The sequence below is a fragment of the Armatimonadota bacterium genome (assembly GCA_028871815.1).
In the GTDB taxonomy this organism is placed as follows: domain Bacteria; phylum Armatimonadota; class Chthonomonadetes; order Chthonomonadales; family Chthonomonadaceae; genus REEB205.
In genome coordinates this window covers 1-15,090 of the sequence record JAGWMJ010000021.1, presented here as the reverse complement: position 1 = coordinate 15,090, position 15,090 = coordinate 1, and the positions used below count along the sequence as shown (strand labels likewise).

Below are 15,090 nucleotides of genomic sequence, written 5' to 3'. Positions count from 1 at the left end.
ACGTCTTCAGCAGCCGCTCCACGGCCGCGCGGGCCTCCGCGGTTTCACCCGTTCTCGCCAGCATTTCGCACAGCGCCCTCTGTGCCAGCGGGTCATCCGGCGCCAGTTCGGCCGCCCGCCGGATCGCCGTGACGGCGCTCGCCTTAGACTCACTGCCCATGAGCTGGCCGGCAAGCAGTCGCCACGCCCGGGCATCGCCCGGACGGCGCGCGAGAAAGTTGCGCCACACTGCTTCGGCAGATTCGCGGTCACCGCGAGCGTCGTAGAAGTGCTGCAGCGGTTCCCACGCCTCGGACGTATCCGGTGCCAGCCGGGTCGCCCTTCGGATCATCGCCCGGGTTCGTTCGCCTTCCGCGCCAAACACCAGGCTCATGCTGGTTCGGTGAACGGCCAGCAGTTTCAGCGTCATCACGTCATTCGGCGCCAAACTCAGCGCGCGTTCCAGCCGGGGAACGATTTCCGCGTCCCGGCCGAGGTGCTGCAGGGCGTCGTGGCTGCCGGTAAGGGCAATCACGTCATCCGGATTGAGGGCCAGGGCGCGGTCAAACGCAGCTGCGCCTTCGTCGGATCGCTGTGCATCGCTAGCGGTGAACCCAATCGCGTGCCAATGAGCCGCGTTTCCCGGATCCAGCCTGGCCGCCCGGCGAAACGCCGCCAATGCGCCCTCCACCGAGCCGCAGCAGAGAGCGATCCAGCCGTGAATGTGGTGCTGGCCGGCGCCGGCGGTAGCGTGCTCGAGCGCCGCTTCGTAACCCCGCCGCGCGTCCGCCCAACGCTCCTGCACCCGAAGGATCTCACCGATGCGGAGCCAGACCTCCAGCTCGTGCGGCCGGTCGGCTGCTACCTTCGTAAACTCCATCAGCGCCGAACCGAGATCTCCGGCAACCAGCAGCTGATTCGCGAGTTCCATCCGTTTAACCCACCCACGCGGGTGCTGGGCCACATATCGGCGCAGAGTCTCTACATGCGCGGGGCGGAGCGGGATGTGCGCCCCAAGCTGCACGCGGCGCGCAACGGAGCGGCCTGAAGGAAGTGTGAGCGCGATCAGGCGGGCCTCCGCCATCTGAGCTGCGATGATCTGGGGCGTGTTCGCGTCGGTCAGGCGCTTGGCGAGTTCGCACTTCGCCCGGTGGATGCGCTGAGAAACCGTGTGCGCAGTGATGCCCAGCTTCGTTGCGATCTCACGAACATCCATTGCGCCGTAGACTTTCATCGTCATCGGCTCTCTCAGCGTCGGGTTAAGCTCCTCGATACAGCGCCGCAGTTCGGCTCTCTCCTCGTCGGTGCAAGTCGCGCAATTCAAGTCCGCTTGTGGCGCGCCGCGAGCAATCTGTTCGGTCACTTCTCGAGCGAGCGATGTGTCGCGGCTGCGCGCGCGCAGGAGATTGCGGCAGGCGTTCTTTGCAAAAGTGGTCAGCAGCGCTGCGACGTTCGGGTCGCGTTCGACATAGTTGCCGAGGTTTCGCGCCGCGTTATCGAATGCGGCGCAGAGGCCGTCCTCCGCGTCTTCACGGTTGCCACGCATCTCGCGGAGGCAAAGCCAGTAAAGTCGCTCGCGATGCCGGTTCCGCAGCGTCTCAAAAGCTGCGGTGCTTCCGTCCGCCATGCGGCGCAGGAGTGTGGAGTCGATAACGGCATCGTTCGTCTCGGGCTCGTTTGGAGGGGCTGGCTGAGCGCTTTCACGGTCGCTCGTCATGGGGGTGTTTCTCCGATCGCGCTGGCCAGGCTGATCCGCGTGCAGAGCGCGCCAACCTGCATTCATCAACTAACAAGACTGCTGCCAGCCAAAAATATCCGTGCGAGGTCGATAATTGCTGCGATGCCACGAACAGCGAGGCTCAAGGTCGCGAGCATCAAAGCCGCCGACACGCGGCAGCCTGGTCGGCTGGTCCAACAGTCGCAGAAGCCGGCTGTGCCCGAACCAGGAAGCGCAGCCTCTCTACGGCGGAGAGGTCAGTGGTCGTAGGTGCGCAAACCGGCTCGACCAGACAGCCGGACCAGTTGTTTCCGCAGCTCTTCGGGATCCGAAACGGGAAGCCGGCAAACCCGCCCGATGCAGACGTATGCTGCCGCGCGGCCGTCCAGCGGACCGCGGCCATCCAGAAGCGCGATGCCGGGCAGGGCCGGTTCACCGTGTAAGGCGCTTACCAGAACGCGGGGCTGCGGGGCAAATCGGCAGGCGACCTGTCTCAGAGCGCTCGCGGAGGTGTCGTTCTCGGCCCCACAGAGCACCACGGTGGTCATTTCGCCCATCGCGTCATCCAGCGCGCAGAGGAGCCGACCCTGCCCGTAGGCGTGTTGGCTACCGCTGGCGAAGTGCGGCGCCAGTAAACGGCGCGCTGCCGACATCAACCTATCGTCATCATGGATCGCCGCCAGCCGCAGCAGCACCTCAATCGCTACAGCGGATCCGGACGGCACAGCGTTGTCGTCGCGAGTGGCCGGCCGGTGGAGCAGGGCGGGCGCGTCGTCGCTGGTATCGTAAAGCAGATTGCCGGCCGGATCGGCAAATCGCGCCAGCGTCGTAGCGCCGAGCTCGTCTGCCAGCGCCAGCCACGGCGATTGGCCCGTGGCCTCGTAGAGCGCGAGAAAGCCGCGCGCCACACAGGCGTAGTCCTCCAGAAAGCCGTTCACCTTTGCTATACCGCCCCGCCAGGTGTGCCGGAGCCTCAGGCCACCGGTATCGTCCCGCCATGCCATCTTTTCGACGAGGAAGTGGCCCGTTCGGAGAGCGGCCGTGAGGTAGTCCTCACGCCGGCAGAGGCAGGCGCACTCGGCAAATGCTGCGAGCGCCAGGCCGTTCCAAGACGCCAATGCCTTGTCATCGGTCGCCGGCGGAACACGGCCGGCGCGGGCGAGGCGCAGCTTGCCGAGAAGCTCCTGCGATGTGGCGCGCGCGTCCGGCGTGCGTGCCGTGAGGATGTTCTTTCCCTCCCAGTTGCCCTGGCTGGTAAGCGTGTAGGCGGCGCATGTGGCCTGCAGTTCCTCAGCACTCAGGGCGGCCGCCGCCTGGTCCAGACTCCAAACCGTGAATTGCCCCTCGATGCCGTCGCTGTCCGCATCCTGCGCGGAGTAGAACGCGCCCTCCGGCGAGCACATCTCGCGAAGAAGGTAGTCCAACGTCTCCTCGGCCACCGCGAGAAAGTCGTCCCGGTTCAGAGCAATGCCGGCGCGGGCATAGACCAGAGCCAGCTGCGCATTGTCGTATAGCATCTTCTCAAAATGAGGAACCAGCCACTGTCGATCGGTGCTGTAACGATGAAACCCACCACCGACATGGTCGTATATGCCGCCGCTGGCCATTGCTTCGAGTGTCTGTGCCAGCATTGAGGCCGACCGTTCGCTGCGCGGCGCCATCCGCACCAACAGGTCCAGCGTGGGCGCCTGCGGAAACTTCGGCGCGGTTCCGAAGCCGCCGTACGTCTCATCGTAAAGAGGCGTGAGGGCCGCGATCGCATCATCCAGGGCGCCAGGTCCCGGCATGTCGGCTTCGCCGTCCGGCAGCGGCGCAACCAGCTCGCTCAGCGCGGAGCCAAGCGCTTCCGCCTGTTCCGTTACCTGATCACGGCGTGACTCCCATGCTTCCGCCACGGCGTTGAGAATGCGGATAAAACCGGGATGGCCATAGCGGTCCTCCGGTGGGTAGTACGTCCCGCCGAAGAACGGCGCGCCATCCGGCGTGAGAAACACCGTCATGGGCCAGCCGCCCTGCCCGGTCATGGCCTGCACGGCTGCCATATAGAGCGAGTCAACGTCGGGGCGCTCTTCGCGATCCACCTTGATGCACACAAAGAGCCGGTTCATCAGCGCCGCAATGTTGGCGTCCTCAAAACTCTCACGCTCCATGACGTGGCACCAGTGGCACGCCGAATACCCAACGGAGAGGAGAATAGGTCGGTTTTCGCTGCGCGCGCGCTCAAAAGCGGCGTCACCCCATGGGTACCAATCCACCGGATTGCTGGCGTGCTGCAGCAGGTATGGGCTGGTTTCGCTCGACAGCCGATTTCCAGCCGGGTTTCCCACGAGCCGTCACCGCAACGCCTGGCGGAGCCAGTCAGCAAGGTCGGCCGAGGCAACGCGAGTCTGCTCCATCGTGTCGCGGTCGCGAACCGTCACAGTGGTGTCTTCCAGCGACTGGAAGTCGACGGTAACGCAGTAGGGCGTGCCGATCTCATCCTGACGCCGGTACAGCCGGCCGATCCCTGCTGAGTCGTCATACACAGCCCGCATCTCACCGGCCGTCTGAATGTCTCGCTTTATTCCCTTTGCCATCTCGACAATCGGAGCGGCGTTCTTCTTAAGCGGCAGGACTGCAACCTTCACGGGCGCCAGCGCGGGCTTCAGTTTGAGCACAACGCGGGTTTCGCCACCCGGCAGCTCCTCCTCGGTATATGCGCTGCACATGATGGCGAGAAATCCGCGATCGACGCCAGCCGCCGGCTCAACAACAAACGGCACGATATGCTTGCCGGCAGCCTGATCGAACCATGTGAGTCGTTCGGTGCTGTGCGCGTTGGGCTTTACGGTTGACTGCAGTTCAAGTTTATCGGAATCGCGCGAGTGCGAGCCGAGGTCGAAGTCACCGCGATTGGCGATGCCTTCCAGCTCCTCCCAGCCGATCGGATACCGGAAGAAGATATCTACCGTTCGCATTGAGTAGTGCGCGCGATCCTTCTCAGGCACTTCATAGAGGCGAAGGTCGTCTGCATTAAGGCCAATGTCGCTGATCCAGAAGTCGAGGTGATCGTGCACCCAGGCGTCATGCGCCGCTACGGCCTCATCCGGCCGCACGAAGTACTCAATCTCCATCTGCTCCAGTTCGCGGAGACGAAACAGAAAGTTACGCGGCGTTATCTCGTTGCGGAACGATTTGCCGATTTGAGCGATGCCGAAGGGCAGTTTACGATTCGTGGATTGAACTACGTTGTTGAAGTTGACGAACATGCCCTGGGCGGTTTCTGGACGGAGATAGGCGAACGACTCGCTATCTGCAACCGGGCCCACCTGAGTCTTGAACATCATGTTGAACGCGCGCGATTCGGTCAGCTCACCACCGCACTCACCCGGTCGCTTGCCGGGTTCCAGCAGGCAGACCGATTCTCCCAGCTTATCCGCCCGAAAGCGGCCCTTGCACTTTTTGCAGTCGACAAGGGGATCCACAAAGGTCTCTTCATGGCCGGAGTAGAGCCACACGAGGTGGTTCATCAGGATGGCGGTATCAATGCCCTCGATGTCATCGCGCTCGTACACGTTGTGGCGCCACCAGAGTCGCTTCAGGTTGTTCTTGAGTTCAACGCCGAGCGGACCGTAGTCGAAGGTGCCCTGCAAGCCGCCGTAGATGTCGCTGCCTGCGAAGATGAAGCCGCGACGCTTGCAGAGTGAGACGATCGATTCGAGTGACGTAGCTGGCATGTGGAGGGTGGCTTTCTGTGCCTACCGGGTGTGGTGTGCACGAGATTATGGCGCGGAGGCGGCTAAAAAAGCGCGCGCAGCAACTCCCACCGCCTGCACGCAGACCGGAAGATCGCTGCTACTTCCGGTGAACCAGCGCCCCCGGCAGCAAGGAGAAGATGATCGAGACAGACCGCGTGCGAACCCGATAGGCCACACCAACCTGCATGCAGTCAAAGTTGCGCACAACCGTCAATTCGCCGTCGTAGAAACGGGTCCGCTCCATGTCCATCTTGGAAACGATCCCGAATGCCCACGGGCCGCCAACCTGGTACTGCAGCCGAAGTTCATGACGCAGATCGCGCCGATCAAACGCAAACGGCGTCCGGCCGGCGTCGGAGAGGTACCGGTAGCCAACATCCAGCAGAGACGTGGATGTCGGAAGGAAGTTCAGCTCCACCTCCGGCGACACCAGGTCGTACAGATTCCCGTCGGAGTAGGCATTTGCCCAGTTGCTGATCCCGGCCCTGGCGCTGATGCGCCGTCCCAACATCAGCGGCTGCGAAGCCGCGCTGATGCGCACATCCAGGCGCGTGCCGTGCGCGTTGGTGGGAGTCTCGTTGATGCTGCTCAGGTCCGCGTCCAGATTCAGCAGAAAGGGCGCGCCCGGCGCGCGCGCGTTCACCAGATCGGATGCGCCCTGAACCTGACTGCCGTTCGTGCTCTCGGGAGCGCCGTGACCTAGTAAGTTGGATGCTTGAATGGCGATCTCAGGAAGCCGTGCAACCCGCAGGTCGGTGCGCCGCCGGTTGATAACATAGAGCCCATTCTCGAGGATGAGTGCGGCTGTGGTAGCCGGCGCCAGCGGTCCGGGAAGTCGGCTGGCGGCATATTCAAGGTAGGTGGGCGGTGTCAGCTGCTCCAGGAAGCCCCGCAGCGGGTCGGCCATGTCGGGCAAGAATCCGCGTGGAGCAGGTGTAGCCTGGCCGGATAAACCGGTCTGCGCGGCAACGTATCCCGATGGAGGGTGAATCACACCAAAGCGCAGATCGTAGTCGAGGCCAAATCGTCGTGTCTGGATCGGCGCATCGGCAATCCGCAGCGTAACGCCATCCTGCCCGTCGTAGCCCGGCAGCGGCGTGGGCGCGTTTGACTCAATGTTCAGGTTGCGCCGCAAGTAGGGCAGCGTTATCAGCGCCGTTCGACCTGCGAAGAGCGTGATGTGGTCGGCAGAGACGATGCGCTGCGGCGTCATGTGCAGCCGGTTTGCCCGGAGATGGTAGTCGGGGTTCGTGCGATCGCATGTGGTGAGCGTGCCGTTGATCACGTCGATGGAGCCATCTTCGAACCGCTGGATGCGCGCGCCGGTTACATGCAGGCCGGGAGCATCCAGGCGCGCGTGCGATAACAGGCCCGCGCCGCTAACAAAGTCATATTGCAGCCCGGTACCGCTGAATGCGCCGTCAACCCGCGTAAGGGTAACAGGACCGGGCGCGGACGCGACGCCGCGCCCCGCCGTATAGTTCAGCGAATGCGTGGTGAGCGTCACCGGTTCTTCAGAACCTTGCGGGCGGTAATGCACCGTCACATCGCCGCTCGACGCAATCGCCCCGGTGGCGCCGTCGTAGTGCAGACTCTTGAACTTGAGGATACGTATCGCCGGCGCACTACCTGGTGGCGCGGCAGCCTGCGGCGTTTGTGCGCGGGCCGCCGGAGCGCTGCCAACCACCGCAAAGCCGGCGATCAGTGGAAGCAGGTAGCGGAGGGCTGGTGGGGATTGGTGGGTCGGCAAGAGGCGGTTCCAGGTCCGGCCAATGGACGGAGCCACCTAGATTTAACCACGAAACACACGGTTTCACCGCGCGAACGCACTCTTGTACTGCCTGGTTTAAATGGAAACGGGCGGGCCGGCATGTTGCCGGCCCGCCCGTCATCGGCCCTGACGCGAGGGCGTCAGTACATTCCGTGACCGCCGCCGCCACCTGGGGGAGGCGGTGGCGTCTCTTCCTTCTTCTCGGTGATCAGGCACTCGGTCGTGAGGATCATGCCCGCGATCGATCCGGCATTCTGCAGCGCCGTGCGGACAACTTTGGCTGGGTCAACCACGCCGGCCGCCACAAGGTCCTCGTACACTCCGGTCTGAGCGTTGAGGCCATGCCCTTTCTTGTGGCCCTTGACAGCGTCCACAACCACGCTGCCCTCGAGACCGGCATTCTCCGCGATCTGACGGAGCGGCTCTTCCACCGCGCGCTTCACGATGTTGACGCCGATCTGTTGATCGCCTGGCAGATTGAGCTTCTCCAGCACGAGCGCGGCATTGAGCAGCGCGATACCGCCTCCAGGCACAATGCCTTCTTCGACGGCTGCCCGTGTGGCATGCATCGCATCGTCGATGCGTGACTTCTTCTCCTTCAGCTCCGTCTCGGTGCTGGCGCCAACCTGGATCACGGCCACGCCGCCGGACAGCTTGGCAAGACGCTCCTGCAGCTTCTCGCGATCGTAGTCGCTCTCGGTTTCGTCGATCGAGCGCTTGATCTCAGCGATCCGGCCCTTGATCGCGGCGGACTTGCCGCTGCCGCCAACGATGGTGGTGTCGTCCTTGGTCAGCACAACACGCTTGGCGCCGCCAAGGGCATCCAGCTCCACGTTCTCCAGCTTCATTCCGAGGTCTTCGGTTACGAACTGGCCGCCGGTCAGCACGGCAATGTCACCCATCATCGCCTTGCGCCGGTCACCGAAACCGGGCGCCTTAACGGCGCAGCTGGTTATGTTTCCGCGGATCTTGTTGACCACCAGGGTTGCCAACGCTTCGCCATCCACATCCTCCGCGATCAGCAGAATCGGGCGGCCACTGCGAGCAACCTTCTCCATGGTTGGGATAATGTCGGCCACGGCGCTGATCTTCTTCTCGTAGAGCAGGATGTAGGGGTTGTCCAGCACAACCTCCATCCGCTCCGCGTCGGTGACGAAGTACGGTGAGATGTAGCCCTTGTCAAACTGCATGCCGTCCACAACCTCAAGCTGGGTGGTTGTGCCCTTGCTTTCTTCAATGGTGATGACCCCGTCGGCGGTCACCTTCTCCATCGCTTCAGCAAGCATCTTGCCGACCGCGGCGTCGTTTGCCGAGACCGTCGCGACCTGGCTGATGGCTTCCTTACCCTGAACCCTCTTGGAGCTCTTGGCGATATCGGCCACTATCGCGTCCACCGCGGCGTCGATGCCCTTCTTTACCAGCATCGGCTTGGCGCCGGCCGCCACGGCCTTCAGACCCTCTTTCACGATAGCCTGGGCAAGAACCGTGGCCGTGGTCGTGCCGTCACCGGCCACGTCATTGGTTTTGCTGGCGACTTCGCGGACGAGTTGCGCGCCCATATTCTCAAAGGGATTCTCGACTTCAATCTCTTTGGCGATCGTCACACCATCGTTGATGATGCTGGGGCTGCCAAACTTTTTCTCAAGCACCACGTTACGGCCGCGCGGCCCAAGTGTAACCTTCACCGCATTCGCCAACTGATCCACGCCGCGCTCCATCGCGCGACGCGCCTCTTCATCAAACAGAAGCAGCTTGGATGCCATGCTCTACTCCTTCACTGCCAGCACGTCGTCCTGGCGCAGAATCACGTATTCGTCCTTGCCCAGCTTGATCTCGGTGCCGCCGTACTTGGCGTAGATGATCCGGTCACCCACCTTTACATCCACCGGCACCACCTTGCCGCTATCCAGGGTCTTGCCCGGACCCACGGCGATAACTTCAGCCTCGGTCGGCTTCTCTTGTGCGCTGTCCGGCAGAATAATGCCGCCGGCCGTCTTCTCCTCCGCATCCACAGTCTTTACAACGATGCGATCGTTGAGAGGCTTCAGCTTTGCCATTTTGTCTCCTTCGCCTCGGGGGCGTTCCCTACTGCTGGTATCATTTAACTCCGGCTTCGGATTTCGATGGCATCCGGCGCCGGATGCCTGTGCGATTTCGTTGGCACTCTCGGGCCGAGAGCGCCAAATTCCCAACCATCATACACTATTATCACTGGCCGATTCAAGCCCCGGAACAGACCGATATCCATGACTTCGCCAAACCCTCCGCCACGCACAAAGCGCTCCGCCGCAAGGCCGGTTGTGGTCGCGGCCATGAGCGGAGGCGTGGATAGCGCCGTCGCTGCGGCACTGCTCAAGGAGCAAGGCTTCGACGTCATCGGCATCACGCTGCAGATTTGGCAAGAGCACTCCGAGCAGGGCAAGCACGGCGGATGCTGCTCGCTCGGCGCCGTTGAAGATGCCCGCCGGGCCGCCGCCCGCATCGGGATACCGCACTACGTCCTCAATTTCCGCGAGGTGTTCGCAGATACGGTGATCAAGGCCTTCGTGGACGACTACTCCGCAGGCCGCACACCGAACCCGTGCGTGGAGTGCAACCGGACCGTAAAGTTCACCGAACTGATGCGCCACTCGCGAGACCTTGGGGCTGAGTATCTGGCGACGGGCCACTATGCCCGAATCCGCCGGAGTTCGGCTACCGGCCGGTACGAACTGCTGACCGCCCGTGATGCCGCCAAGGACCAGTCGTACGCGCTGTACACGTTGACGCAGGAGCAGCTTTCGCACACGCTGATGCCGCTTGGCGATATGGAAAGCAAAGCGGAGACTCGCAGGTCCGCTGCTCGACTGGGACTGGCGCTGGCGGACAAGCCCGATTCACAGGATATATGCTTCGCGCCACGAACCGGCTACAGTGACTTTCTGCGGAACTCGGCATCCAATGCCCTGAGACCCGGCCGCATTCAGACGCGAGATGGTGAGGACCTGGGGCCGCACCTTGGCGTGGCGCTGTATACCATCGGTCAGCGTCGACGGCTGCCGGGTGGCTCGCATGGCGCGCTGTTTGTGCTTGAGCTGGATGCAGCGGAGAATCGCGTGGTCGTAGGCACGGAGGAAGAGTTGTACGGCGACGCCCTGACCGCGCGGTCAGCCATCTGGTCGGCTATCCCGTGCCTTGACTCGCCACTGGAAGCGCGGGTTCAGGTGCGATACAACGGCGCAAGAGCCTCCGCCACAATTGCGCCGGGAGATCGTGCCGACCGGTTTCATGTGCGGTTCAACGCCAAACAGCGGGCGATTACGCCCGGCCAGGCCGCGGTATGTTACGGAGCCGTCGAGGCCGATGGTGGCTCGAGAGTGCTGTGCGGTGGAACGATCTGCTCACAGCGTCAGGATTGTGAGGGGGCAGCCGATGGAACTGGCTGAGCACGAAGCGAACCTGCTGCGGCAGGCAAGCGCCGCCGCCCTCCGCGCCTACTGCCCATATTCCGGTTTCGCCGTTGGCGCCGCGGCGGCCACCGAGCTTGGCGTTTTCGTGGGAGCCAATGTGGAGAATGCCAGCTTTGGCCTTACGTTATGCGCCGAACGGGTGGCTCTTGCGAACGCCATCACCGCCGGCGCCATCAAGATTTCGCTCCTCGCGGTTGCCGGTCCACCGGATCAACCGACCGGGCTGCGCTCGCCCTGCGGCGCTTGCCGTCAGGTGATGGTGGAACTTATGACGCCGGATGCCGTTCTCATACAAGATAACAACGAGCGCTTGCCGGTAGCGGGCCTGCTGCCCGGCGCATTCCGCCGGCCGGCAGCTGCGGCCGTTGAAGGCATCTGATCGCTTATGGAGCTGATTACGCACATTCTGGTGATCCTGCTGCTGGTGGTAAGTATCCTGGCCATCGGCAAGTTATGGGTCGTGCTGAATGGCGTTCAACGGACGGTTGTTGAGTTCGGTCCGACGCGCAAGAAGCTGGATGCCACGCTCCAGCAGGCAGCGGCGCTGCTCAAGGATCTCGACGAACTGACGCGTGAAGAGATCAAGCCCATGCTGGTGAAAGCACGGGCAGCGTTAACGAGCCTTGAAGTCACGACGCGGGCAGCCGCCGAGACGACGGCGGGTTTGCGCAACCTGATCGGCGCGGGAGAGTCGGACAGCCGCGGCGCGGTCGTGGCGAAGCTGGCGGTTGCAGCTGGAGCCAGGATCGCGATGAATGCGGCTGCCGGGCTTGCGAAGGCAGCGGTTCAGCGTTTGTTACGCGGCAGGCGCCCGGCGCCACAGGAACCGCCGGCAAGACGGCGGCGTAGAATTTCCCGGTAACGCTGCCCGGGCGAAACGCGCCGGCGTTGGCGCCGTATGAGTATCAGGCAGGAAATCAAGCGGGCGAATCCAGTTCGTGGAGGCAAGGGCGAAATGTTGAACGAAGACGATGGCCGTGGAGTCCTGGTGAGTGTTCTCGCCGGTATCGGTATCGGTGTGCTGGTCGGTGCGGTCGCCGGTCTGCTTCTGGCGCCGCGGTCCGGTGAGGAGTTGCGGAACGACATCGGTAAGTCACTGGGCGACATCACCGATCGGTTCGGCGACCTGAGCAAAAACATCAGCCAGCGGGTCTCAAGCGTTGTAGAGAAGACGCGCGCCACCGTCGGCCAGAAGCTGGGTGAGATGGGCGCTGACGGAGACGAAGCTGGCGCCTGAACGCGCCACCGACAAGTCGCGGACTGCACCGCACAGCGAGGCCCTGGCGCCGCTGAAGTCGGCGGCGCCAGGGCGGCGCGACGCCGCGCCGGTTGAGCCGACCGGACCGGTGGTCAACTACCCGTTCGGGTTGATGCGTGCCGATCTGCGGCGCTTCTTCCTCCTTTTTGCGGCCGCCGCGGTGGCATGCCTGTTCCTGTGGAAAGTACAGGCGATTCTGCCGCCATTTATCATCGCCTTTGCCCTTGCAGCACTGTTGGAACCTACCATCCGGTACTTGCAGAACGTCGGCCACTCGCGTGGCCGGGCAATCGCGGTCATCTACCTCTCCGGACTCTGCATCGTGGGGCTGTTTGGCATCTTCGTTCTGCCCCTGGCGGCCGCCCAAACCACCGACCTGATCAGCAACTTCGGCACGTATGCCACTACGCTCCAGAATGCAGCAAACGCGTTCATGCATGCCCACGCCCACATGCTGCGAGCCGTGGGTATCCACCAGCGGAATGTGTCGGACCTGGTACAGCAAAAGTCGGGTTTGCTGGCCGCCGTGGCCGCAACGGGATTGGTGGCCGTTCAGGGCATCCTCGAAGGCATTGCGTCCAAGTTCTTCTGGATCGTGATCATTCCGATTGCTACATTCTTCTTTATGCGCGACTATCCGCTGCTTCGCGCGCGAATCATCTCAGTTTTCCCCGACCAATACCATCTCCAGATCGACACCATGAGTCGCGAGGTGGTCGATGTGTTTACGGCCTACCTTCGCGGCCTGGCCAAAATCTGCTCCATGTACGCTGTCACGGCATTTGTCTTGTTTTCGCTGCTCGGCGTCCGGTACTCCCTGTTTCTCGGGCTGCTGGCCGGCGCCTTCTATGCGGTGCCCTACCTGGGGCAACTGGTTACATCTGTTTCTGTGGCCACCGTCTGCTATCTAATGGATCGTCACACCGCGCTCTTTGTTTTCCACGTGGCACCGCACTCCGCAGGCTATTCCATTGCTGTGGCCGTGTGCGCCATTCTGGCGCAGAACTTCTTCGACCAACTGATCTACCCGCGCGTTGTCGGAGGGTCGGTCGGTCTGCATCCCGTTGTGGCGATCTTTGCATTGGGCGCGGGCGCAACGCTGTTCGGCCTTGTGGGCATGCTGCTCGCTGTGCCGGTAGCTGCTTCGGTGCAGTTGATCCTGACCTACTTCTTTCCGCGCCTCACGCGGCAGCCGCCGGCGGATCTGCTTCGCTCGTCGGGCGCCGAACTACCGCCCGAACCCGACGACGCGGAAGCGGTGGCTGAGGTTGAGCATGCGCCGGCTTAGCCGCCCGACAAGCACCGTTGACCTGGAAAGCGCCAAAGACATCAAGATGGATTGGACGCCTCGGTCGTTGTGCGCTATCGCCTGCATTCATTGAGGGATTGACAGAGTCCATAATAAGGTCTTATACTAACTGCACAACTTCATAGTGCGCAGAGATCGCAGGGCCGCGCCGAAATGCGCGGTAAAACGGGGGAAGTCCGGTGAGATTCCGGCGCAGTCCCGCTGCGGTAAGCACGGTCGACCAGAATGCAACTCGCTCGTGCAAGCCCGAATGCCCGCCTGCCATTGATCATCGGTTCCCCTCGCGAGAAAGGGGCGTGATGAGGTTTACGGGTACGGCGGAGAGTGGCTCTCCACACCGGCCCACCACTTCAGACCACCCAGCCTCCGAAAGGGCCCGGGTGGTTTTTGTTTGCCGCGGGTCGTTCACCGCGGCGCTCAGGAACCACCGGTCGACAATTGGCCCGGCCACTCTAAATCGGAGAAAGTAACCTGAAACCATGGTCCGCAGACACCGTGCATTTACCCTGATCGAGCTGTTAGTCGTTATAGCTATTATTGCTATACTGGCAGCGATTCTGTTTCCCGTTTTTGCTACCGCCCGAGAGAAGGCGCGTCAGGCAAGCTGTATGTCGAACCTCCGCCAGCTTGGGCTGGCGACGTTGATGTACTCGGAAGATTACGACGAAATCTTCCCACTCTACCAGTATGATGACTGTCAAGGCTATGTCTGCTACCAGTACTGGTTCGGGCTGCGCACAACAAGCGGCTGGGACAAGACGCGCGGGCTGCTGTTTCCGTACATGAAGAGCGGCGAGATTCAGCGATGTCCCAGTTGGACCGGCGTAACGCGGCTGGGCGACGGAAACGGATATGGCTACAACTGGGGTTTCATCGGGTCCGACTGCTATGAAAACAACAGTTCATGCTACGACGCTGCCGGCAACTACTGGCCGCACGATCCCGCCAGCCAGGCGTCACTGGCCGATACCAGTGGCAAGATACTCTTCTCCGACTCGGGCTACTACAATGCGCCGTGGTACGGCGGCGATGGCACGATGCAGGAGACGCCCGGCATCGATCCGCCGTCCCAGTGGTACGGTACGCCGACGATGGACTTCCGGCATATCGACCAGAGCAAGACGATCAATGTGGCTGCACAGACCGTGCTCGAGAACGGTTTCGCCAATATTGTCTGGGCCGATGGGCATGTAAAGGCGCTGCGCCAGACTGCCGTAACCGATGCGATGTTTGACCGCACCACTCCCAATGAATAGCCGGGGCAGTGAGACGTGACCGAGCAGGACGATCCTTCGTGCGCGGCACTGCCGGTACGGCAGTGCCTCTGCTACCCGCACACCTTTGCCGCCCTACATGCCCTGGCGCTGGCGCGCGGCTGGCGGGAGGTATCGGAGATTACCGCCGCGGTTGGGTGCGGTGGCGGCTGCGGTCTGTGTCGCCCCTACCTGGCGCGTATGCTCCAGACCGGTGAGACCGCCTTTGCAGTCATGCCCACTGATGGCTGACCTGGCCGCACGGATTCCCAGGCGGATGCAGGAGTGGCGCCGCCTGCAACGCAGCCGCCAAACGCCACGCCTATAAAGCTAGGGCAAACGCCTTCAACAGGCCGTCGCCGTACTCCTCGTCCTTGATATGGATGGCTCCGGTTCCGTCCGACGGGTTCAGATCGAGGTAGAACTCCAGCCGGTCGTTGACGGATGCCTTCGTGCGCATCCAGGGGTCGGATCGTTCCTCCAGCGCCTCCCGCGTGTTGAGCACGACCAGATCGAACTTCAGCGGCCGCTTTCGCGCCGCCGGCCCGACACTCACACCGGCCTCCAGCTCATTCGCGAGCGCGGAAAGGAGCGCGGAAGCATCGCCGTCGCCTTCG

14 protein-coding genes and 1 riboswitch are annotated in these 15,090 nt (G+C 62.7%); of the genes, 7 read left to right on the top strand and 7 right to left on the bottom strand.

What is annotated here, in order from left to right; translation table 11 throughout:
- The 6 genes from KGJ62_15705 to groES all read right to left on the bottom strand — a co-directional run.
- A partial coding sequence (locus KGJ62_15705; GenBank protein MDE2128027.1) for a sigma-70 family RNA polymerase sigma factor occupies nt 1-1,696 on the bottom strand: 1,696 nt, incomplete at its 3' end.
- A 257-nt stretch (nt 1,697-1,953) separates the two neighbouring features.
- A complete protein-coding gene (locus tag KGJ62_15700; GenBank protein MDE2128026.1) occupies nt 1,954-4,023 on the bottom strand; it encodes a thioredoxin domain-containing protein in 2,070 nt (689 codons plus the stop codon).
- Between the two features lie 6 nt (nt 4,024-4,029).
- Complete coding sequence (locus KGJ62_15695; protein ID MDE2128025.1) at nt 4,030-5,412, bottom strand: glycine--tRNA ligase; 1,383 nt, start codon at nt 5,410-5,412, stop codon at nt 4,030-4,032.
- Between the two features lie 118 nt (nt 5,413-5,530).
- Entirely contained in the window at nt 5,531-7,183 is a 1,653-nt protein-coding gene (locus tag KGJ62_15690) for a hypothetical protein (GenBank protein ID MDE2128024.1), read from the bottom strand.
- Between the two features lie 161 nt (nt 7,184-7,344).
- On the bottom strand, nt 7,345-8,967 hold the full coding sequence (gene groL, locus KGJ62_15685) for a chaperonin GroEL (protein MDE2128023.1): 1,623 nt from the start codon (nt 8,965-8,967) through the stop codon (nt 7,345-7,347).
- 3 nt (nt 8,968-8,970) lie between these two features.
- Nucleotides 8,971-9,261, bottom strand: a complete 291-nt coding sequence (gene groES, locus KGJ62_15680; protein ID MDE2128022.1) for a co-chaperone GroES — start codon at nt 9,259-9,261, stop codon at nt 8,971-8,973.
- Nucleotides 9,262-9,450: 189 nt separating this feature from the next.
- On the opposite strand from groES, the gene mnmA reads away from it, so the two are divergent.
- The 7 genes from mnmA (at nt 9,451) to KGJ62_15645 (ending at nt 14,725) form a co-directional block, all read left to right on the top strand.
- Nucleotides 9,451-10,629 carry a tRNA 2-thiouridine(34) synthase MnmA gene (mnmA, locus tag KGJ62_15675; protein ID MDE2128021.1) on the top strand — a complete coding sequence of 393 codons (1,179 nt, stop codon included), beginning with the start codon at nt 9,451-9,453 and terminating at the stop codon, nt 10,627-10,629.
- Nucleotides 10,616-11,032, top strand: coding sequence for a cytidine deaminase (locus KGJ62_15670; protein MDE2128020.1), 417 nt, complete (start codon nt 10,616-10,618; stop codon nt 11,030-11,032). The genes mnmA and KGJ62_15670 overlap by 14 nt, the downstream gene beginning before the upstream one ends.
- A 6-nt stretch (nt 11,033-11,038) precedes the next feature.
- The gene (locus KGJ62_15665) at nt 11,039-11,515 is read left to right on the top strand and encodes a hypothetical protein (protein MDE2128019.1); all 477 of its coding nucleotides are present in this window, start codon (nt 11,039-11,041) and stop codon (nt 11,513-11,515) included.
- 36 nt (nt 11,516-11,551) lie between these two features.
- Nucleotides 11,552-11,890 carry a YtxH domain-containing protein gene (locus KGJ62_15660; protein MDE2128018.1) on the top strand — a complete coding sequence of 113 codons (339 nt, stop codon included), beginning with the start codon at nt 11,552-11,554 and terminating at the stop codon, nt 11,888-11,890.
- Nucleotides 11,853-13,199, top strand: coding sequence for an AI-2E family transporter (locus tag KGJ62_15655; protein ID MDE2128017.1), 1,347 nt, complete (start codon nt 11,853-11,855; stop codon nt 13,197-13,199). The genes KGJ62_15660 and KGJ62_15655 overlap by 38 nt, the downstream gene beginning before the upstream one ends.
- A gap of 142 nt (nt 13,200-13,341) precedes the next feature.
- A riboswitch (cobalamin riboswitch) is annotated at nt 13,342-13,498 on the top strand.
- 201 nt (nt 13,499-13,699) lie between these two features.
- Nucleotides 13,700-14,476, top strand: coding sequence for a DUF1559 domain-containing protein (locus KGJ62_15650; GenBank protein MDE2128016.1), 777 nt, complete (start codon nt 13,700-13,702; stop codon nt 14,474-14,476).
- Between the two features lie 15 nt (nt 14,477-14,491).
- Complete coding sequence (locus tag KGJ62_15645; protein ID MDE2128015.1) at nt 14,492-14,725, top strand: (2Fe-2S)-binding protein; 234 nt, start codon at nt 14,492-14,494, stop codon at nt 14,723-14,725.
- A 70-nt stretch (nt 14,726-14,795) separates the two neighbouring features.
- Here KGJ62_15645 and KGJ62_15640 read toward each other — a convergent pair.
- The coding region (locus KGJ62_15640) for a hypothetical protein (GenBank protein MDE2128014.1) at nt 14,796-15,090 on the bottom strand (295 nt) is incomplete at its 5' end.

What these genes read in the sequence shown, in the direction of transcription:
- KGJ62_15695 (MDE2128025.1), bottom strand. Translation starts at nt 5,412, where the DNA reads ATGCCAGCTACGTCACTCGAATCGATCGTCTCACTCTGCAAGCGTCGC.
- groL (MDE2128023.1), bottom strand. Translation starts at nt 8,967, where the DNA reads ATGGCATCCAAGCTGCTTCTGTTTGATGAAGAGGCGCGTCGCGCGATG.
- groES (MDE2128022.1), bottom strand. Translation starts at nt 9,261, where the DNA reads ATGGCAAAGCTGAAGCCTCTCAACGATCGCATCGTTGTAAAGACTGTG.
- mnmA (MDE2128021.1), top strand. Translation starts at nt 9,451, where the DNA reads ATGACTTCGCCAAACCCTCCGCCACGCACAAAGCGCTCCGCCGCAAGG.
- KGJ62_15670 (MDE2128020.1), top strand. Translation starts at nt 10,616, where the DNA reads ATGGAACTGGCTGAGCACGAAGCGAACCTGCTGCGGCAGGCAAGCGCC.
- KGJ62_15665 (MDE2128019.1), top strand. Translation starts at nt 11,039, where the DNA reads ATGGAGCTGATTACGCACATTCTGGTGATCCTGCTGCTGGTGGTAAGT.
- KGJ62_15660 (MDE2128018.1), top strand. Translation starts at nt 11,552, where the DNA reads ATGAGTATCAGGCAGGAAATCAAGCGGGCGAATCCAGTTCGTGGAGGC.
- KGJ62_15650 (MDE2128016.1), top strand. Translation starts at nt 13,700, where the DNA reads ATGGTCCGCAGACACCGTGCATTTACCCTGATCGAGCTGTTAGTCGTT.